This window comes from Streptomyces canus, assembly GCF_030816965.1.
Classification (GTDB): domain Bacteria; phylum Actinomycetota; class Actinomycetes; order Streptomycetales; family Streptomycetaceae; genus Streptomyces; species Streptomyces canus_E.
This window is the reverse complement of sequence record NZ_JAUSYQ010000002.1, coordinates 6,815,367-6,834,283: the sequence shown is the minus strand read 5'-3', so window position 1 is coordinate 6,834,283 and position 18,917 is coordinate 6,815,367. Positions and strand designations below refer to the sequence as shown.

General features: G+C 70.9%; 17 protein-coding genes and 1 pseudogene. 11 read left to right on the top strand and 7 right to left on the bottom strand.

Going from position 1 to position 18,917, the window contains the following annotated elements; translation table 11 throughout:
- Positions 1 to 40: 40 nt before the first annotated feature.
- The 6 genes from QF027_RS32545 (at position 41) to QF027_RS32520 (ending at position 6,077) form a co-directional block, all read left to right on the top strand.
- Positions 41 to 772: a hypothetical protein gene (locus tag QF027_RS32545; protein WP_307078677.1), complete on the top strand. Its 732-nt coding sequence runs from the start codon at positions 41 to 43 to the stop codon at positions 770 to 772.
- The gene (locus tag QF027_RS32540) at positions 769 to 2,004 is read left to right on the top strand and encodes a sensor histidine kinase (protein ID WP_307078675.1); all 1,236 of its coding nucleotides are present in this window, start codon (positions 769 to 771) and stop codon (positions 2,002 to 2,004) included. The genes QF027_RS32545 and QF027_RS32540 overlap by 4 nt, the downstream gene beginning before the upstream one ends.
- A 108-nt stretch (positions 2,005 to 2,112) precedes the next feature.
- Complete coding sequence (locus QF027_RS32535) at positions 2,113 to 2,628, top strand: SH3 domain-containing protein (protein WP_307078673.1); 516 nt, start codon at positions 2,113 to 2,115, stop codon at positions 2,626 to 2,628.
- 51 nt (positions 2,629 to 2,679) lie between these two features.
- On the top strand, positions 2,680 to 4,041 hold the full coding sequence (locus QF027_RS32530) for an FtsW/RodA/SpoVE family cell cycle protein (protein ID WP_307078671.1): 1,362 nt from the start codon (positions 2,680 to 2,682) through the stop codon (positions 4,039 to 4,041).
- Between the two features lie 17 nt (positions 4,042 to 4,058).
- Positions 4,059 to 5,522, top strand: coding sequence for a penicillin-binding transpeptidase domain-containing protein (locus tag QF027_RS32525; RefSeq protein WP_307082573.1), 1,464 nt, complete (start codon positions 4,059 to 4,061; stop codon positions 5,520 to 5,522).
- Positions 5,523 to 5,567: 45 nt separating this feature from the next.
- Positions 5,568 to 6,077 (top strand): DUF3291 domain-containing protein, encoded by a 510-nt coding sequence (locus QF027_RS32520; protein ID WP_307078668.1) that lies wholly within the window; start codon positions 5,568 to 5,570, stop codon positions 6,075 to 6,077.
- Positions 6,078 to 6,104: 27 nt separating this feature from the next.
- Here QF027_RS32520 and QF027_RS32515 read toward each other — a convergent pair whose 3' ends face one another.
- Positions 6,105 to 7,214: a ferritin-like domain-containing protein gene (locus QF027_RS32515; RefSeq protein WP_307078666.1), complete on the bottom strand. Its 1,110-nt coding sequence runs from the start codon at positions 7,212 to 7,214 to the stop codon at positions 6,105 to 6,107.
- 90 nt (positions 7,215 to 7,304) lie between these two features.
- Here QF027_RS32515 and QF027_RS32510 point away from each other — a divergent pair, with 90 nt between their 5' ends.
- The 4 genes from QF027_RS32510 (at position 7,305) to QF027_RS32495 (ending at position 10,633) form a co-directional block, all read left to right on the top strand.
- On the top strand, positions 7,305 to 8,243 hold the full coding sequence (locus QF027_RS32510; protein WP_307078664.1) for an AurF N-oxygenase family protein: 939 nt from the start codon (positions 7,305 to 7,307) through the stop codon (positions 8,241 to 8,243).
- Positions 8,244 to 8,446: 203 nt separating this feature from the next.
- The gene (locus tag QF027_RS32505; RefSeq protein ID WP_306976385.1) at positions 8,447 to 9,094 is read left to right on the top strand and encodes a TetR/AcrR family transcriptional regulator; all 648 of its coding nucleotides are present in this window, start codon (positions 8,447 to 8,449) and stop codon (positions 9,092 to 9,094) included.
- Complete coding sequence (locus tag QF027_RS32500) at positions 9,087 to 9,425, top strand: hypothetical protein (protein ID WP_306976387.1); 339 nt, start codon at positions 9,087 to 9,089, stop codon at positions 9,423 to 9,425. Before QF027_RS32505 ends, QF027_RS32500 begins: the two co-directional genes overlap by 8 nt.
- A 101-nt stretch (positions 9,426 to 9,526) precedes the next feature.
- Positions 9,527 to 10,633: a C40 family peptidase gene (locus QF027_RS32495; protein WP_306976388.1), complete on the top strand. Its 1,107-nt coding sequence runs from the start codon at positions 9,527 to 9,529 to the stop codon at positions 10,631 to 10,633.
- Here QF027_RS32495 and QF027_RS32490 read toward each other — a convergent pair whose 3' ends face one another.
- Genes QF027_RS32490 through QF027_RS32470 form a run of 5 tightly spaced genes read right to left on the bottom strand, consistent with a single transcriptional unit; the run spans position 10,634 to position 16,154 of the window.
- Positions 10,634 to 11,887, bottom strand: coding sequence for a styrene monooxygenase/indole monooxygenase family protein (locus QF027_RS32490; protein WP_307078662.1), 1,254 nt, complete (start codon positions 11,885 to 11,887; stop codon positions 10,634 to 10,636). It abuts the gene before it with no gap.
- A gap of 14 nt (positions 11,888 to 11,901) precedes the next feature.
- A complete protein-coding gene (locus tag QF027_RS32485; protein ID WP_306976390.1) occupies positions 11,902 to 12,558 on the bottom strand; it encodes a GTP-binding protein in 657 nt (218 codons plus the stop codon).
- Positions 12,539 to 12,952, bottom strand: coding sequence for a DUF742 domain-containing protein (locus QF027_RS32480; protein ID WP_306976391.1), 414 nt, complete (start codon positions 12,950 to 12,952; stop codon positions 12,539 to 12,541). The genes QF027_RS32485 and QF027_RS32480 overlap by 20 nt, the downstream gene beginning before the upstream one ends.
- A complete protein-coding gene (locus tag QF027_RS32475) occupies positions 12,949 to 13,452 on the bottom strand; it encodes a roadblock/LC7 domain-containing protein (RefSeq protein ID WP_307078659.1) in 504 nt (167 codons plus the stop codon). The genes QF027_RS32480 and QF027_RS32475 overlap by 4 nt, the downstream gene beginning before the upstream one ends.
- Complete coding sequence (locus tag QF027_RS32470) at positions 13,449 to 16,154, bottom strand: sensor histidine kinase (protein WP_307078657.1); 2,706 nt, start codon at positions 16,152 to 16,154, stop codon at positions 13,449 to 13,451. The genes QF027_RS32475 and QF027_RS32470 overlap by 4 nt, the downstream gene beginning before the upstream one ends.
- Before the next feature lie 372 nt (positions 16,155 to 16,526).
- Here QF027_RS32470 and QF027_RS32465 point away from each other — a divergent pair, with 372 nt between their 5' ends.
- On the top strand, positions 16,527 to 17,315 hold the full coding sequence (locus QF027_RS32465; protein ID WP_306976396.1) for a protein phosphatase 2C domain-containing protein: 789 nt from the start codon (positions 16,527 to 16,529) through the stop codon (positions 17,313 to 17,315).
- A 990-nt stretch (positions 17,316 to 18,305) separates the two neighbouring features.
- On the opposite strand, the pseudogene QF027_RS32460 reads toward QF027_RS32465, so the two are convergent.
- Positions 18,306 to 18,802: pseudogene (locus QF027_RS32460) on the bottom strand (MarR family winged helix-turn-helix transcriptional regulator).
- Between the last annotated feature and the right edge of the window lie 115 nt (positions 18,803 to 18,917).

Here is an 18,917-nt window from a genome sequence, read left to right as displayed (position 1 = left end):
GGCGCACGCCCCCGACGCATGCCCCGACCCCAGGAGCACAGTGCCACCCGCCCGCCGCGCACCCCGTACGACCCGCGCCGTCGCCGCCGTCGCCCTGCTGCTCGCGGCCGCGTCGGGCTGCGGCGACGCGGGCGACCTGGTGGGCGCGGGCTCGACGCCGACCGCGATCAGCCCCGACCGTCTGTGGCCGCAGCTGACGCCCGCCTCCAGCCCGGCGTTCGAGATCGGCGAGGTGGACTCGCAGGTCGTGGCGGGCGTCTCGGTGCCCGGCGACGACATCCTCGAGGTGGACCCGGTCGCTCTCGTACGCGCGGAGATCAAGGAGGACGCCGGCAGCTACGCCGACGGGGGCTACGTCGAGACGGCCCGCCGGATGGCGGACTGCGGGAAGCAGGGAGCGGCCGGGAAGAGGTGTCCGGTCCTCCAGCCGTACTACCGCGACCTGACCGGTGACGGGCACAAGGACCTGGCGCTGGGCTTTCGGCAGCTGCCCGGCAATGTCACCGCCGTACGCGTCTTCACCGTCGAGAAGCACCGGCTCGTGCGGGTCATGCACTGGGAGGACGCGGTCAGCGGGGTCGAGCTGGCCGGGCGGTCCGTGATCATCCGCTCGCCGTCCGAGGTGGCCGGATACGAGTACCGGCTCCAGTGGACCTGGGATCCGGAGCAGAAGTCGATGCTCCTCACCCACGACGAGATGCTGCGCACCGGCAGCCGTGCCGTCGGGGATGCGCAGAACCCGGCGCCCGGCCCGTCCGCGAGCTCGCGATGAGACTCGCGCTGCCCCGCGGGTCCGGCACGCTGGCCGTGAAGGCCGCCGTCTTCATCACCGTGATGTGCTGCGCCCTCGCCGCGCTGCTCGGAGTCCTCGTGCATGTCTCGGTGACGAACCAGACCGTCGGTGAGGCCCGTGAGCTGGCGCTGAGCCGGTTGAAGGACGCGACCGAGGCGTACGAGGCCGGGGACACGCTGAAGTGGGACGCCGGTGTGGATCCGCCGGACCTGCCGGGCTCGTTGCGGGCGCTGGCGGTCGCCGGGGACCGCGGCACGATGGTCGGCGTGCACCGCGGGCGCCCCGTGATGTGGGCGGCGGGTCCGGTGGACGGGGACCGGTCGCTGGCCGTGGAGGTCGACTACTCGCAGAACGCGCGGACGATCGCGGCGCTCGACCGGGCGATCCTGTGGTCGTCGGCGCTGGCGATCACGGCGACGCTGCTGGTGGGCGCGTTCGCGGTCACCAGGGTGACGACGCGGCTGCACACGACCGCTCGGGTGGCCCGGCGGATCAGTGCGGGCGACCTCGACGCGCGGGTCGACGATCCCCGTACGAAGGATCCGTCGCGGCCGCAGGACGAGGTGGCCGCGGTGGCCGTCGCGCTGGACTCGATGGCGGTGTCCCTGCAGGGGAAGCTGCTGAGTGAGCAGCGGTTCACGGCGGATGTCGCGCATGAGCTGCGGACGCCTCTGACCGGGCTGCACGCGGCCGCCGAGTTGTTGCCGCCGGGGCGGCCCACGGAGCTGGTGCGGGATCGCGTGGGGGCGTTGCGGACCCTGACGGAGGATCTGCTGGAGATCTCCCGGCTGGACACCGGGCGGGAAACCGTGGAGCTGGACACCGAGCCCTTGGGGGCGTTGGCCGAGCGGGTGGTCCGTGCGTCCGGTACCGATACCGAGGTCGTTGTCGTGCGGGACCTTGCCGTGGAGACGGATCGGCGGCGGCTGGAGCGGGTGTTGGGCAATCTGGTGGTCAACGCGCATCGGCACGGCCGGGGGCCGGTGTCTTTGACGGTGGACGGGCCGGTGGTGACCGTGCGGGACCACGGGGACGGGTTTCCGCCGTATCTCATCGAGCACGGGCCGCAGCGGTTCCGTACCGAGGGCGTCTCGAAGGGGCACGGCCTGGGGTTGACCATCGCGGTGGGGCAGGCGGAGGTGCTGGGGGCGCGCCTTTCGTTTTCCAACGCGGTGAACGGCGGGGCGGTCGCGACGTTGTTCTTGCGGTAGCCGGCCCTGGGCCGGTTCTCCTATGGCTCAGTGTGAAAGGCGACCTGTGTACGGGGCTCCTAACGTGGCGAATAGTCAGGTTCGCACTCCCATCACGGAGGTCCCCCCATGTCCCTGCGCTCCCGTCTCTCCATAGCCGTGGCCGTCGGCGCCCTCGCCGTCACCGCCCTCGCCACGCCCGCCGTCGCCGGTGACGACCCGGACGACCCGCGCGACGACTGGGGGCAGAACCAGAACCAGGATCAGAACGAGGATCAGAACCACAACGAGGACCAGAACCACAGCCAGGACCAGGACCAGGGCCAGGGCCAGGGCCAGAACCAGGGCCAGGGCCAGGGTCAGGGTCAGGGTCAGGACCAGGACCAGGGTCAGGGCCAGGGCCACAACCCCCGCCTGTCCAGAGGCGTCGTGACGACCGGTTCGCTGGCGCTGCGCAGTGCGCCGAACCGGGGCGGTCAGATCATCCGGTGGGCCGACCGGGGCGAGGTCGTCACGATCTTCTGCAAGACCAACGGCCAGAGCGTCCAGGGCAACGGCCAGTGGTACCTCCTCACGGACGGCACCTGGGCCTGGGGCCCGGCCCGTTACATCAGGACCACCGGACCGGCGCCACGCTGGTGCTGACATCCCCCGCACGCTAGGAGACATTACGTCCTCTTTGGGTAAGTTCCGGACATGACCAAGGCCGGAACCACCGTGGCCCCCGCGGAGACCTCCGCTCCCTCGGTACGCCTGCCCCGGCGCCGTGGCATCGAACTGGCCCTCATCGTCCTCGCCGTCCTGCTGTCGGTGTACGGCTACTGCGCTGTCGGCCTCGCCAAGAACGGCTCCGTCCCGCCCGGCGCCGCCGGTTACGGCGCCGGGCTCTGCGTACTCGCGCTCATCGCCCACGGAGCGGTGCGTCTGAGGGCGTCGTACGCCGATCCGCTCCTGCTGCCGATCGGCGTACTGCTCAACGGCCTGGGCCTCGTCCTGATCTACCGGCTCGACCTGGAGACACCCGGCGACCGCGCGGCCCCCACCCAGCTCGTGTGGTCCACGGTCGGGGTGACCCTGTTCATCGTGGTCGTGCTGATGCTGCGCGACCACCGCGTGCTCCAGCGGTACGCCTACGTCTGTGTCGCCGCCGCACTGGCCCTGCTGACCCTCCCGATCCTCTTCCCCTCCGTGAACGGCGCCCGCATCTGGATCCGGATCGCCGGGTTCTCCATCCAGCCGGGCGAGTTCGCCAAGGTGCTGCTGGCGGTGTTCTTCGCCGCGTATCTCGCGACCAACCGGAACGCGCTGGCGTTCACGGGGCGGCGGCTGTGGGGGCTTCAGCTGCCCACCGGGCGGGTGCTGGGCCCGCTGCTCACCATCTGGCTGATCAGCGTCGGGGTCCTGGTCCTGGAGCGGGACCTCGGCACCTCGCTGCTGTTCTTCGGGCTGTTCGTCGTTCTGCTGTACGTCGCCACCGGACTCACCGGCTGGATCGCGCTGGGCCTGCTGCTCGCCGCCGTCGGCGCCTTCGCCGTGGGCCGGCTGGAGCCGCATGTGCACATCAGGGTGGAGGACTGGCTGCACCCCTTCGCGTCGATCGAGGCGGGCCAGGGGCCGAACCAGCTCGCGCAGTCCCTGTTCGCCTTCGCGGCGGGCGGGGTCCTCGGCACCGGGCTCGGGCTCGGCCACTCCATCCTGATCGGCTTCGCCGCGAAGTCGGACTTCATCCTGGCGACCGCCGGCGAGGAGCTGGGCCTGGCGGGCCTCGCCGCGATCTTCCTGCTGTACGCCCTGCTGGTGGAGCGCGGCTACCGGGCGGGCCTCGCCCTGCGCGACCCGTTCGGACGACTGCTCGCGACCGGCCTCGCCTCGATCGTGGCGCTCCAGGTGTTCGTGATCGCGGGCGGGGTCGGCGGACTGATCCCGCTCACCGGCATGGCGATGCCGTTCCTCGCGCAGGGCGGCTCGTCGGTCGTCACCAACTGGGCGATCGTCGCCCTGCTGATCCGGGTGAGCGACTCGGCCCGCCGCCAGTACGACGGAAAGGAGAACCCGTGACGACGCGAGGCCCCGGTATGGCCCGTTACATCCGGCACGCCGCCTGCTTCTGCACCCTGCTGCTCGTGGCGCTCCTCGTCAACGCCACCCGCGTCCAGGTCGTCCAGGCCCGAGCCCACGGCGAGAACCCGGCCAACCGCCGCGAAACCATCGCCCGTTACAGCCGGGAGCGCGGCGACATCCTGGTCGGCGGCCGACCGGTCACCGGGTCCCGGGACACCGGGGAGCAGTTGCGCTACGAACGGACGTACACGGACGGGCCGTTGTACGCGCCGGTGACCGGCTTCGCCTCGCAGGAGTACGGCACGTCCTTCCTGGAGCACACCGAGGACTCGGTCCTCTCCGGCTCGGACCCTCTGCTGGCACCGTTCCCGCTGTGGAACGACTTCACGCGCAGACGCAACCCGGGCGGGAACGTCGTCACCACGCTCAACAGGGCCGCACAGAAGGCCGCCTTCCACGGGCTCGGCGGCCGCAAGGGCGCGGTGGCGGCGGTGGAGCCGGCGACGGGCCGCGTGCTCGCGCTGGCGTCCTCCCCTTCGTACGACCCCGCGGCGCTGTCCGGGAACGATCCGCGGGTGGGCCGGGCCTGGGCCCGGCTCAACGAGGACGCGGACCGGCCCATGCTCAACCGGGCGGTACGGCAGACCTATCCGCCGGGGTCCACGTTCAAGGTGGTCACCGCGGCGGCTGCGCTGGACGCGGGTGTCATCAAGGACGTGGACGCGCCGACCGACTCGCCGGAGCCGTACACCCTGCCCGGTACCACCACCTCCCTCACCAACGAGTCCGAGGGCTGCGAGGACCTGTCCCTGCGGGAGGCCTTCCGGTGGTCGTGCAACACGGTGTTCGCGAAGCTCGGGGTGAAGGTCGGGGTGGGTGACATGACGGCCACCGCGCACGCCTTCGGCTTCAACGACAACTCACTGCGGATCCCCTTCTCGGTGGCCCGCAGCACCTTCGACCCGACCGTCGACAAGGCTCAGCTGGCCCTGTCGTCGATCGGCCAGTACAACACCCGCGCGACCCCGCTCCAGATGGCGATGGTCTCGGCGGCGGTCGCCAACGGCGGGCAGATCCGCACGCCCTATCTGGTGGAGCGGACGACGACGGACGACGGGGACACGGTGGCGACGGCGGGCTCACGCCCGGTACGGCAGGCGATGTACCCGGCGACGGCGGCACGGCTGAAGGAGCTCATGGCCCAGGTGGTCACGGAGGGCACCGGCACCAACGCGGCCATCCCGGGCGCCGTCGTCGGCGGCAAGACCGGCACCGCCCAGCACGGCATCGGCAACTCCGGGATCCCGTACGCCTGGTTCGTGTCGTGGGCGCAGGGCGAGCGGGACATGGAGCCGAAGGTCGCGGTGGCCGTGGTGGTGGAGGACGCGTCGGCGGTCCGGGGGGACATCACCGGGGGCGGGGTGGCGGCGCCGATCGCGCGAGGTGTGATGGAGGCGGTGCTGAACTCCAGGTATTGAGACGGGGGTTGAGTCCCGCCCGGTCACCGACCTAACGTTCGGTACATGACTGGAGCCAACGCGTACCAACTCGCCCAGGTGAACATCGGCCGTCTCAAAGCCCCGCTGGACTCCCCGCAGTTGAAGGCCTTCGTCGACAACCTCGATCCCGTGAACGCCGACGCGGACAGCGCCGACGGCTTCGTCTGGCGACTGGAGGGCGAGTCCGGCGACGCGACGGACATCGCCGTCTTCGGCGACGAGTGGCTGATCATCAACATGTCGGTGTGGCGGGACACCAACGCGCTGACGGCGTACATGTACCAGGGCCGGCACCGCGAGATGCTCGCCCGCCGCAGGGAGTTCTTCAAGCGGGTCCAGGAGGCGATGGTGGCCCTGTGGTGGGTCCCGGCCGGCCATCGCCCCACGGTCGCCGAGGCGGAGTCCCGCCTGCTGCACCTGCGCACGAACGGGCCCACACCGTACGCGTTCACCCTGCGGACGCCGTTCCCGGCACAGGGGGCCGAGCAGTTCACGGCTCCGGCGATCCCCGACGATCTGGGCTGCCCGGCCTAGGGCCTGTCGCGGCACGCAGGTGATGCGTCACTCCTCGGTGGCGCCCGCCTCGATGGCCTGCGCCACCTCGGCGACCCGCTCCCGCTCCTCGGCCGCGAACCGCTCGGCGTCCAGCTTCTCCGCGATCTCCTCGTCCTGGGCCATGAGGAGGTCGAGGTTGGAGTCGCCCATCTCGAACACGCCCATGTCGACGTAGGCCTGCTGGAGACGCTTGCCCCACAGGCCGATGTCCTTGACGCAGGGGACGATCCGGGAGAAGAGCAACTGGCGGAAGAGGGCGAGGAATTCGGACCGTTCGGCGTATTCCTCGGCCTCCGCCTTCGGGATGCCGAAGTTCTCCAGGACCTCGACTCCGCGCAGGCGGTCACGCATCAGGTAGCAGCCCTCGATGACGAACTCCTCACGTTCGCGCAGTTCGGCCTCGGAAAGCTGCTGGTAGTAGTCGCGCAGCGCCATGCGGCCGAAGGCAACGTGCCGGGCCTCGTCCTGCATGACGTACGCGAGGATCTGCTGGGGGAGGGGCTTGTCCGTCGTGTCGCGGATCATGCCGAACGCGGCCAGGGCCAGTCCCTCGATGAGGACCTGCATGCCGAGGTAGGGCATGTCCCAGCGCGAGTCCCTGAGAGTGTCGCCCAGCAGCGACTGGAGGTTGTCGTTGATCGGGTACAGCATCCCGATCTTCTCGTGCAGGAAACGGCCGTAGATCTCCGCGTGCCGCGCCTCGTCCATCACCTGGGTCGCCGAGTAGAGCTTGGCGTCGAGGTCGGGGACGGACTCCACGATCCGCGCGGCGCACACCATCGCGCCCTGCTCGCCGTGCAGGAACTGGCTGAACTGCCAGGAGGCGAGGTGCTTGCGGAGCTCTCCCTTGTCCTGGTCGGTGAACTTCGCCCAGTACTTGGTGCCGTAGACGGAGATGGACTCGTCGGGGGTGCCGAGCGGGTCGTACGGGTCGACCTCGAGGCTCCAGTCGATGCGCTTCTGACCGTCCCACTGCTTGTCCTTGCCCTTCTGGTAGAGGGCGAGGAGGCGGTCGCGGCCGTCGTCGTACTCCCAGCTGAAACGGGCCTTGCCCGTCGCCGGCACCTGCCAGTGGGGGTCCCGGGGATCCGTGGTGTACAGGTCGAAAGTCGGCATGTTCCGCAGGCTGCCCCTTCGTAGACGCCGGGTCAACAAGTCGTGCGCAAGGGATTGACGAGCTTGCTGACAAGCAGTCTCATAAGAGCCATGACGAGTCTGACAGAAGTCGACGCGCTCGAAGGGCTGCGTGACGCGCTCGGTCTGCTCAAGGACCGGGAGCAGGTCGCCGAGCGGCTGCTCGACTCCTCCAGGAAGCGCTCCTTCGACCCGGACGAGGAACTGGACTGGGACGCGCCCTTCGATGAGGGCAAGTGGTTCTGGCCGCCGGAGCTGGTCTCGCTGTACGACACCCCGATGTGGCGGCGGATGAGCGAGGAACAGCGGATCCTGCTCTCGCAGCACGAGGCCGCGGCGCTGGCCTCGCTGGGTATCTGGTTCGAGATCATCCTCATGCAGCTGTTGTGCCGTCACATCTACGACAAGGCGGCGACGAGCGCGCATGTGCGGTACGCGCTCACCGAGATCGAGGACGAGTGCCGGCACTCCAAGATGTTCGCGCGGCTGATCTCGCGGGGCGGGACACCCTGGTATCCGGTGAGCCGGGGCCATCAGCAGCTGGGCCGGCTGTTCAAGACGATCTCCACGACGCCGGGATCCTTCACGGCGACGCTGCTGGGTGAGGAGATCCTCGACTGGATGCAGCGGCTGACGTTCCCGGACGAGCGGGTGCAGCCGCTGATCAGGGGGGTGACGCGGATCCATGTGGTGGAGGAGGCGCGGCATGTGCGGTACGCCCGGGAGGAGCTGCGGCGGCAGATGGTCTCCGCTCCGCGGTGGTCGCAGGAGTTCACTCGGGTGACGTCCGGGGAGTTCGCGCGGGTGTTCTCCGTGGCGTTCGTGAATCCGGAGGTGTACACGAATGTGGGCCTGGACCAGCGGGAGGCGTTGGCGCAGGTGAAGGCGAGCGGTCATCGGAAGGAGGTCATGCAGACCGGCGCGAAGAGGCTGACCGACTTCTTGGACGACATCGGGGTGCTGCGCGGTGTCGGGCGGAGGCTGTGGAAGTCGTCGGGTCTGCTGGCCTGATGTCGGCTGCGGGCCGGTGGGGGCTGGTCGCGCCCACGCGGCGGAGCCGCCCGTCGATACAGCCCCGCGCCCCTGAGAGGTGAGTACTGCCAGGCACGTCCGACGGCACCCACCCAGGGGCGCGGGGCTGTGACATCAGCGGCTCCGCCGCGGGGCGCGACCAGCCACGACGTACCCCCAGACGGCCGACTACCCTTCGAGGCATGACCCCTGCCGCGCCCGCCTATCGTCGCCTCAGCGTCGAGGAGCGACGCAGTCAGCTTCTCGAAGCCGCCCTCACCCTTTTCGCGCACCGGGTTCCCGAGGACGTCTCCCTCGACGACGTGGCGGAAGCGGCCGGAGTCTCCCGTCCCCTCGTCTACCGGTACTTCCCGGGCGGCAAGCAGCAGCTCTACGAGGCGGCCCTCCGCTCCGCCGCCGATGAGCTGGAGCAGTGCTTCGACGAGCCCCGGGAGGGCCCCCTCCTCACCCGCCTCTCCCGCGCCCTCGACCGCTACCTCGCCTTCGTCGACGAGCACGACGCCGGTTTCAGCGCGCTCCTCCAGGGCGGCAGCGTGGTCGAGACGTCCCGGACCACCGCCATCGTCGACGGCGTACGACGGGCCGCCGCCGAGCACATCCTCAGGCACCTCGGCGTCGCCGAACCCGGCCTGCGGCTGCGCATGACCGTACGGATGTGGATCACCGCGGTGGAGGCGGCCTCGCTGATCTGGCTCGACGAGGGCAAGCAGCCCCCGGTCGAGGAGCTGCGCGACTGGCTGGTCGAGCAGTTCGTCGCCGTGCTCTCCGTGACCGCGAACCGCGACCCGCAGACCGCCGCGCTGGTCACGGCCCTCGCGGCGGATGGCTGACACTGGTGCGGTGAAGAGCGAAGACACCCCCTTCGAGGGCGGCCCCATGGACGGCCGGGTGCTGCCCGTGCTGCTGGGTCCCACGGGCCGGCCGCCGAAGACGTACCGCATCCCCGTCCCCGACGCGGCCGGCGGCCCGCCCACCGTGCTGGTCTACCGCCTGGTGCCCAGGGGTCACTCCAGGATGGGGATCCAGAAGGGGTGGAAGTACGAGTATGCCGCCGAAGGTGAAAACGGGGTGGGCCAGGTGGGCAGGCTGAAATGGCCCTGGTCCAAGCCCGACAGGCCCAACGACGGGCCGAACGAGGGACCGGCTGACACCGAAGGGTGACGAGGTTGCGCCGAACCGCCCACCCGGCGCGCGAGGACGCCGACGCCGCCTGATGCTCACCGTGCGGAACAGAGGGGCTGCTCCGCACGGGAGGTGATGGCGTGTCAGGAAGGCTTCTGCGTCTGGCGTGTACGGCGGCGGTGGCGGTCGGCACCGTCCTCGCGCCGCTGCCCGCGGCGGCTGTCCCGGAGCCGGAGCCGCGCGAGCGTTCCGTCGCCGACCTGGTGACGGATCTTCAGCGGCTGTACCGGGAGGCCGAGGAGGCCACCGAGACCTACAACGCCACCGAGGAGAAGCTGAAGGAGAAGCGCGCGGAGGTCACCCGCCTCGATACGCAACTCTCCCAGACCCGCCTCTCCCTGCACGACAGCCGGGGTGCCGCGGGACGGCTGGCCCGGCAGCAGTACCAGAACACCACCAGTATCTCGCCGTACGTCCGCCTCCTGCTCGCCCGCGATCCCCAGCACGCTCTCGACCAGGGCCATGTCATCGGCCAGTTGGCGCGCGAGCGGGCCGTGACGGTGGGCCGCCTGACCGGCACCGAGCACCGCGCCGACGAACTCGCCCGCAGGGCGCGCAAGGCGCTCGACGACCAACTCACGCTCGCCGCCCGGCAGAAGCAGCAACGGGACGACGTACAGGAGAAGCTCGCCGACGTGGAGGCACTCCTCGCCTCCCTCACCGCCGAACAGCTCACCCGGCTGGCCGAGTTCGAGGAGAAGGGGGTCGAGAAGGCGCAGCAGGAGCTGACGACGTCCGGCGCCCTCGGCGAGGAGGACCGCAAGCCCACCCGGAAGGGCGAGACGGCCCTGCGGTACGCCCGGCGGCAGCTGGGGAAGCCGTACGAGTGGGGCGCGGAGGGCCCGAAGACGTACGACTGCTCGGGCCTGACGTCGGAGGCCTGGGCGCACGCCGGCATCCCGATCCCGAGGACCAGCCAGGAGCAGTGGGCGCGGCTCCCGAGGATCCCTCTGGAGGAACTACGCCCCGGTGACCTGGTGATCTACTTTCCCAAGGCGACCCACGTGGCGCTGTACATGGGGAGGGGAAAGGTCATCGAGGCTCCGAGAACCGGCGAGCGGATCAAGATCTCCCCGATCGCAGCCCACCCGCTCCTCGGAGCCGTACGTCCGGACAGCCACGCCCCCCAGGAGGCGCGGGGAACCGCGCGACCAGCCACAGACGACCCCGCCCCCGCACGACGATGATCAGCCGCCCGCCACCGAAGCCAGGTAGGCCCCCGCCTTCTCCGGCTCGTAGAAGAAGTTCTCGAAGTCGGCCGGGTCGTCGAAGCCGTTGGCGAACCGGTCCGCCACCGGCGGCAACTGCCCGGCCGCCCCGATCAGATTCAGGATGTGCTCCGGCGGGGGCGCGAGCATCGCGTTCGTCCACTTGGTGACGTGCTGGGCGGTGGCCCAGTACCGCTCGAACGTCGCCCGCATCCACTCCTCGTCGAACTCCTTCTCCCCCTGGTCGAGAATCGACGCGAGATAGGAGGCCGCGCACTTGGACGCGGAGTTGGAGCCCTGCCCGGTGATCGGGTCGTTGGCGACGACGACGTCGGCCACGCCCAGGACCAGTCCTCCACCGGGCAGGCGGCCTATCGGGTTGCGCACGGTGGGCGCGTAGCGGCCGGCCAACGTGCCACCGGCGTCCGTGAGTTCGACCTTCGTGGCGCGTGCGTACTCCCACGGCAGGAACTTCTCCATGAGTTCCAGGGTCAGGGAGAGATGTTCCGCCGGGTCCTTCACGCCGTTGAAGACGTCGAGCGGGCCGCCGGGTATGCCCTCCCAGAAGAGGATGTCGGCGCGCCCGGAGGTCGTGAGCGTCGGCATGACGAAGAGTTCACCGACGCCGGGGACGAGGTTGCAGCGGACGGCCTCGGTCTCCGGGTGCTCGGGGCGCGGGCCCAGGCCGTGGACGTAGGAGACGGCGAGCGCGCGCTGCGGCTCGCGGTACGGGGAGCGTTCCGGGTCCCTCGCGAACATGGAGACCAGCTCGCCCTTGCCGGCCGAGACCAGCACGAGGTCGTACGTACGGGAGAAGTAGTCGAGGTCGCCGACCGCCGCGCCGTGGATGACGAGCTGGCCGCCGCGCTGCGCGAAGGTCTCCATCCAGCCGGCCATCTTGACCCGCTGGTCGACCGACTGCGCGTACCCGTCGAGCCTGCCCAGCCAGTCGATCGCGCGCTGCGAGGGCCCCGGGTCGAACGAGCCGGGAGCCGCCACCGAGACGCCGAGTCCTTCGATCTTCGGGGCCTGGGACTCCCAGAAGTTCAGCTGGAGATGGCGCTCGTGCTGGAGTGCCGTGTGGAACATGCACTGCGTCGACATGACCCGGCCGGAGCGGATCTCGTCCGCCGTCCGGTTGGACATCAGGGTGACCTCGTACCCGTGCGACTGGAGGCCGAGGGCGAGCTGGAGTCCGGACTGGCCGGCTCCGACGACGAGTATCTTCCGCATGCGGGGCTGTTCTCCTACTCGGGGGTGACGTCCAGTGCGTGGCCGACGAGGGACAGGAGGGTCTCGATCACCGAGATCTTCCTCCGCGCGTCCATGATCATGACAGGTATGTGGGCGGGGATCGTCAACGCCTCTCGCACGTCCTCCGGTTCGAAGCGATCACTGCCGTCGAAGTGGTTGACCGCGACGACGTAGGGCATCCCACAGCCGTCGAAGTAGTCCAGCGCCGGAAAACAGTCCTTCAACCGCCTGGTGTCCGCGAGGACCACCGCGCCTATCGCGCCCCGCACCAGGTCGTCCCACATGAACCAGAAGCGCTCCTGGCCCGGCGTGCCGAAGAGGTACAGGACCAGGTCGTCGTCGAGCGTGATGCGGCCGTAGTCCATGGCCACGGTGGTGGTGGCCTTCTCCGGGGTGCCGGTGAGGTCGTCGACCTGCTCGCTGGCCTCGGTCATCAGCGCCTCCGTCTGGAGGGGCTCGATCTCCGAGACGGTGCCGACGAGGGTGGTCTTGCCGACGCCGAAACCGCCGGCCACGACTATCTTCGTGGCGATGGGGGCCCGCGTGCGGTCCGTCTGCCAGGACCTGAGGTTGTCGTCGGTCTCGACATCGACGAACGGGGTGACGCCGAACGCCTGGGAGGCGGCGGCGTCAGAGACGACGGAGTCCACTGAGCACCCTTTCCAGCAGAGCGCGGTCGGGACGGCCCGTACCGTGACCGGTCCCGGTGCCGTACACACGGATCTTTCCCTGGTCCGCGAGGTCGCTGAGGAGCACGCGGACCACCCCGAGCGGCATCTTCAGCAGCGCGGCGATCTCGGCCACCGTGCGCATCCGGCGGCACAGTTCGACGATGGCCCGCAGCTCCGGCATGACCGACTTCAGCCCGCCGTTGGTGAGCTCCTTGCGCTCCTCGGGGGCTTCGAGGGCCGCGGTGCTTGCCACGAACGTCTCCACGAGGAGGACGTGGCCGAAGCGGGTACGGCCGCCGGTGAGCGAGTACGGCCGTACCCGGGCGGCTTTGCGGTCACCGCCGCGGACCGGGAGGCCGGGCCTGTTCGTCATCGGGCTCCCCCTGTCGGGTCGTTCTCCAGCGACTGGCGCAGCTCGCTGCGGAGTTCGGGCGTCAGGACGTGTCCCGCGCGGCCGACGAACAGCGCCATGTGGTACGCCACCACGCTCATGTCGCAGTCGGCGGAGCCGTGCACACCGAGCAGCGAACCGTCGCTGATCGACATCACGAACAGGCTGCCGTCGTCCATCGCGATCATGGTGTGTTTGGTCGCGCCGAAGTCCATGAGCTTCGCAGCGCCGAGGGTGAGGCTGCCGATGCCGGAGACGACGGTCGCGAGGTCGGCGGAGGAGCCGCGCGGGCCGGAGGGTTTCTCCTCGCGGGCCTCGCGGGCCGCCGCGTTCCGCCCGGCGTCGGAGGAGAGCAGGAGCAGTCCGTCGGAGGAGACGACGGCGACGGACTGGACGCCGGGGACCTCCTCGACGAGGTTGGTCAGCAGGAAGTGGAGATTGCGTGCTTCACGACTCAGTCCGAAGGTACTGGGCGCGGTCAACTGCTTGCCTCCTCGGCTGTGCCCCCCGTGGCTTCTTCGGATGCGGTGCTGTGCGTTGCCGGCAGTCTGCTCTCGCCGGTCTGTTCCTGGATCTCCGCTTCCACGTCGCGATAGCCGGCCTCCGCCCCCCGGCGGAAGCCGCCCAGCCTGCGGCGGAGGGCGTCGGCGTCCACGGAGCTGTTCCGTTGACGGGGCGCCGGGATGCTGGGTGCGGTGATCTTGGGGGTGCGCTTGGGGAGGCCCTTGTCGGTGAGGGGTTCCTCGTCGGCGCGGGTGTGTTCCGTCGCGGCATCGGTCTCGGCAACCGTGGGTCCGGGGGCCGACGGCTCCTCCGGTACGGGGTCCGGCTGCACCGGGTCCGGCTCCCCCTGTGCCGGTACGGGGGCCAGGAGTTCCATCGTCGTCTCGGCGGGGGACTCCGCCTCCGCGTGGCGTACGGCCTTCTCGGCCAGGTCCACCAGGGGGTCGCCCTGCGAACGGCCGCTCAGAACGTTGGAGTTGGCCTCCGCGTCGGCGCCGGGGAGGGAGAAGGAGTGGGGTGCGCCGGTGACCGGGCCGGTGCCGGAGGCCGGTACGGCGGACGTGGGCGCGGCGGTGAGCAGGGGCTTGGGGAGGACCACCACCGCGGCCACCCCGCCCTGCTTCTGCTCGCGCAGCTGCACCCGGACGCCGTGCCGGTGGGCGAGCCGGGCCACGACGTACAGGCCAAGGCCGAGTCCCTCGTCGCCCTCGTCGTACGACTCGTACGCGGCCTCGGGATCGAACTCGGCGAGGCGGGAGTTGAGGGTGGTCATCCGCTCGGCGGTCATGCCGATGCCCTCGTCCTGCACGGAGAGCATGACCTCGCCGCTCTCCAGGAGCCACCCGGAGACCTCGACGGGCAGGTCGGGCGGGGAGAACGAGGTGGCGTTCTCCATCAGTTCGGCCAGGAGATGGGAGAGGTCGTCCGCGGCGAAGCCCGCCACGTGGGCGTGCGGCGGGAGGGCGGCGATGCGGACGCGCTCGTAGCGCTCGATCTCGCTGACCGCGGCGCGGACGACGTCGACGAGCGGGACGGGTCCGGCGCTCTGCTGCACGTGTTCCGTACCGGCCAGGACGAGGAGGTTCTCGCTGTGGCGGCGCATGACCGTGGCGAAGTGGTCGAGCTTGAAGAGGGTCGCCAGGCGGTCCGGGTCCTGCTCTCGCTCCTCCAGGCTCTCGATGACGGCGAGCTGCCGCTCCACGAGGCCGAGGGTACGCAGCGCGAGGTTGACGAAGGTGGCGCCGATGGTGGTGCGCAGCCGCTCCAACTGGGCCGCGGAGTCGGCGAGTTCGCCCTTGAGCTGCTCGCGCGCGTCCGCCATCTTCTGGCGCTGGCCGACCAGGTGCTTGCGGTCGGACTCCAGGGTGTGGATCCGCTCGGCGAGCGCGACGCTGTGCGTGTGCAGGGCGTTGACGGAGCGGACGACCTGGGCGAACTCGTCGTTGCGGCCGGTGAAGGAGACCGCTTCCTCGGTCGTGGGGTCCTCGGCCCCGGCGAGCCGGGCGGAGCCGCGGCGCAGCACGGAGAGGGGGCGGGTGAGGGTGCGGGCCATCGCGGTGGCGATACCGACGGCCAGCAGCATCAGGGCGCCGAGGATCGCGACGCGCAGCTCCAGCGCGGTGACGTCGTCGTCGCGCAGCTGGGCGAGCTCCTTGACCCGGCGGTCGAAGAGCGCGGACTCGGCGCCGCGCATGAGGTCGACGCGGGCGGAGAGCGCCGCGCCGAGCTTGGCGGTGCTGGTGCCGAGCTCTCCGCCGGAGAGGGTGGGCTGGTCGGTCAGGGCGGCGAGGTACTTGTCGGCGGAGTTGACCTCGGGGCCGGTGACGGTGGAGTCGTAGCTCGCCTTGGCGGTGGCGGGCGCGGAGTCCTGGAAGTCGGCGAGGGCCGCGTCGGAGCGCAGCCGGGCCTGCTGGGCGGCGGCGCTGAGCGCGTCGCGCTGCTTGGCGTCGGCGACCGAGGACACCCTCTTGGTGCTGGTGAGGCCGGTGATCGGGTCGTAGTCGCTCTCGGTCGACGTCGGCACGCTGAGGGCTGCGAGCAGCAGTCCGCGGGTGGCGGCGGCCTGCTGTACGGCGGAGTCCAGCTCGGCGAGGGAGTAGGCGCCGGAGCCCGCGCGGGACGGCATCCTCTCGGCCAGTTCCTCGGCGAGCCGGTGCAGTTCGGTGATGGCGGCGGAATAGGCGCTGTGCGTCTCGAGCGCGGTGGTCTTGCCGGTGAGCGCGGAGCGCCGTACGGCGGCGATGTCGTCCAGGTCGCCGCGCAGGGTCGTGGACAGGTCGCTGTCGGCGCGCAGTTCCTCTGCCTGGCGGTCGACGCGGGCGCTCGACTGCTCGCCGGGCGCCTTCGACCTGGGGCGCCCGGCCGCGATGTAGGAGGTGACCTCGTCGCGTTCGTCGGCGAGCGAGTGGGCAAGATCGAGGGCGTCCTGGGTCTGCTCGGCGAGCGTCACCAGGTCCTGGGAGTCGTGGAGGTCCCCTGAGGCGGTCACGAGGGAGGGGGCGCCGGCCCCGGCGATCGCGGCGGCCACGACGGCGACGGCGAGGATCAGCCGGGTGCGGACGTGGGTGGGGCGGCCCTTGCCGACGGGGGTCTCGGGGGCGCCGGGCGTGGCGGGTGCGCGCTCCGCGCCTGTCCCGGAGGCCGTCTGCTTGCCTGTGCGACGAGGCCGCGTCTTCTGCACCGCTGCTCGCATTCCTGAACTCGTGATACCCATGGGCCCGGGGTGACGCTCCGTCAACTGCTGTGCACACCGGGGTACGGTTCCCGACCCTCCCAGTGCCGGTGAGCGGTGGCCGCGCATAGCCTGAGCCGCCACCCGAAGGAGTGAACCCCGGAGGAGAGTTGGCGGGCAAGTTCCTGCGGCACGCGCACGGGCGTTGTTCGGCAGGCCGGTTGGACGCCGGCGAAGACCGATGGCAGTATTCGCCGCCACGCCTGCCCGGAGTGAACCATTCCATCCCAAACCTGGCGTCTGACCTGCGCGACTGCGTCAATTCCGCGCCTGTTGCCACCCTTTGGCGAAGCATGTGAAGGGCTCGTGCAGACTGGCCGAATGCGTACGGAACTTGTCTCGGAACCCGGTGATGTCAACCGCCCCAACGAGGACTTCGCGAGCGTCGCTCTCCCCGCTTCCGGACGGGGCGGTGTACTGATCGCCCTCGACGGGGTCACCCCGCCCGACGGCCCGACGGGCTGTCTGCATTCCGTCCCCTGGTTCACGGCCCGTCTCGGCGGGGCGCTGACCGAACTGGCCGTTTCGCTCATGGATGTTCCACCGGCCGAGGTGCTGTCCCGGGCCGTCGCGCACACAGCTGAGACACATGGTGAAGGTTGTGACCTTTCTCACCCACGGACGCCACAGGCGACGGTGGTGATGGCGCGGTGGTCCCCGGAGACGGTCGAGTACCTGGTCCTGTCGGACTCGGCGCTGCTCGTGGAGGCACCCGACGGCACGGTCACGGCCGTACTGGACGACCGGCTCTCCCGCCTCCCCCGCGCCTCCCTGGCCACGGACGCCCTGATCGACGCCAACCTCCGCAACAAGGAGGGCGGCTTCTTCACGGCGGCGGCCGATCCGTCGGTGGCGGAGCGCGCGGTGACGGGAGTACTGCCACGATCGGCGGTACGCACCCTGGTGGCCCTGACCGACGGGGCGACCCGGTGGGTGGAGAAGTTCCACGAGGGCGACTGGGGGGACTGCCTCAGCCTCGTCCGGAAAGAGGGGGCGCAGGCGCTGGTGGACCGCGTCCGGGAGCTGGAGCGGGCGGACGCGGAGACCCGGACGTATCTGCGCCGCAGCAAGACCCACGACGACGCGACGGTGGTGTACGCGGACCTGTGAGGGGCGGTGTCCCGCCGAACGGCACGGGAATCCGGCCACGCCGACCGACGAGGAGGTCCGCCACCTTCACATCCACGAGCCGACCTCCCCGGAGCGACGCCGGACCGACCGTCAGAGGCGATGCCCCGCCGAACGGCACGGGAATCCGGCCACGCCGACCGACAAGGAGGTCCGCCACCGTCACGTCCGCAAGCCGACCCCCGGGCGCCGCCGGACCGACCGCGGAGCGCTGTCCCCCCGAGCGGCACAGGAATCCCGGCCACGCCGACCGACAAGGAGGTCCGCCACCTTCACATCCACGAGCCGACCTCCCCGGAGCGACGCCGGACCGACCGTCAGAGGCGATGCCCCGCCGAGCGGCACGGGAATCCGGCCACGCCGACCGACAAGGAGGTCCGCCACCGTCACGTCCGCAAGCCGACCCCCGGGCGACGCCGGACCGACCGCGGAGCGCTGTCCCCCCGAGCGGCACAGGAATCCCGGCCACGCCGACCGACAAGGAGGTCCGCCACCTTCACATCCACGAGCCGACCTCCCCGGAGCGACGCCGGACCGACCGTCAGAGGCGATGCCCCGCCGAGCGGCACGGGAATCCGGCCACGCCGACCGACAAGGATGTCCGCCACCGTCACGTCCGCAAGCCGACCCCCGGAGCGCCGCCGGACCGACCGTGGAGGTCGGGCGGTCCCTGCCGGCGATGCCCGCCGAGGCCCGCCGCCGTGAGTTGCCGCTCCTGGCGATGCACCGGATCGTGCCTTCGTCCGGATCACGTAGGCCGCTCCGGTACAGCCCCGGCACCGCCGTGGGCGCCCGCACCGAGACCCCCGGCACCACCCGCCTCGCCCCCGCCCGGATCGCCACCCTCACCGCCAACCGGGCGATCGTCCGGACGGCCGGTATCCGGTCGACGCCTCCTCGACCACCCCGGGCTCGGGAGTGGCCCGATCGGGAGGCCGGCCCGCGACGACGCGACCAGCTCCCGGCGGTGGCCTACTTCTCCATGCCCCGGTTCAGCTGGTGCAGCAGCCGCGCCAGTTCGATGACCTCTCCCGGGTCCCAGTGCGCCAGCCGGCCCGCGTACCGGGCCCGGCGCGCGTCGCGGACCCTCTGCACCCGGGAACGGCCCTCCTGTGTGAGGTCGACGAGCCAGGCCCGGCCGTCCGCCGGGTCGGGTGCGCGGGCGACGAGGCCCAGGTCCTCCAGGGCGCGCAGCTGGCGGGACATCGTGGCCTTGCCGACGCCGATGTAGGCGGCCAGTTCGGTGGCGCGCTGGCGGCCGCATTCATCCAGACGGACGAGCAGGCCGTAGGCCGCCGACTCCAGGTCGGGATGGACCTCGCGGGCCATCTCCCCCTGGTTGGCCCGGGCACGGCGCAGCAGGACGGTCAACTCGCGTTCCAGTGCGAGGAATCCGGGCTGGTCCACACCGCTCGGCACCACGTCGGCCGCGCCCCGGCTCCCGCGCCGCCGTTTCCGTCTTCGTGCACGTCAGCCCCTGCCTTGAATGTCCCGGTCGTAAAGGTTTCCGCCAAATTGCGCCATCACCGCGGCTCCGTAAGTATTTCGCAGGGCTGGACCAGAGGCATCCTCCGGTCCCGCTTC

Bases quoted from the DNA above. Each gene is read 5' to 3' on its own strand.
- QF027_RS32490 (WP_307078662.1), bottom strand. From the start codon at position 11,887: ATGCGGAAGATACTCGTCGTCGGAGCCGGCCAGTCCGGACTCCAGCTC.
- QF027_RS32535 (WP_307078673.1), top strand. From the start codon at position 2,113: ATGTCCCTGCGCTCCCGTCTCTCCATAGCCGTGGCCGTCGGCGCCCTC.
- QF027_RS32530 (WP_307078671.1), top strand. From the start codon at position 2,680: ATGACCAAGGCCGGAACCACCGTGGCCCCCGCGGAGACCTCCGCTCCC.
- QF027_RS32525 (WP_307082573.1), top strand. From the start codon at position 4,059: ATGGCCCGTTACATCCGGCACGCCGCCTGCTTCTGCACCCTGCTGCTC.
- QF027_RS32465 (WP_306976396.1), top strand. From the start codon at position 16,527: ATGCGTACGGAACTTGTCTCGGAACCCGGTGATGTCAACCGCCCCAAC.
- QF027_RS32520 (WP_307078668.1), top strand. From the start codon at position 5,568: ATGACTGGAGCCAACGCGTACCAACTCGCCCAGGTGAACATCGGCCGT.
- QF027_RS32510 (WP_307078664.1), top strand. From the start codon at position 7,305: ATGACGAGTCTGACAGAAGTCGACGCGCTCGAAGGGCTGCGTGACGCG.
- QF027_RS32505 (WP_306976385.1), top strand. From the start codon at position 8,447: ATGACCCCTGCCGCGCCCGCCTATCGTCGCCTCAGCGTCGAGGAGCGA.
- QF027_RS32500 (WP_306976387.1), top strand. From the start codon at position 9,087: ATGGCTGACACTGGTGCGGTGAAGAGCGAAGACACCCCCTTCGAGGGC.
- QF027_RS32515 (WP_307078666.1), bottom strand. From the start codon at position 7,214: ATGCCGACTTTCGACCTGTACACCACGGATCCCCGGGACCCCCACTGG.
- QF027_RS32480 (WP_306976391.1), bottom strand. From the start codon at position 12,952: ATGACGAACAGGCCCGGCCTCCCGGTCCGCGGCGGTGACCGCAAAGCC.
- QF027_RS32540 (WP_307078675.1), top strand. From the start codon at position 769: ATGAGACTCGCGCTGCCCCGCGGGTCCGGCACGCTGGCCGTGAAGGCC.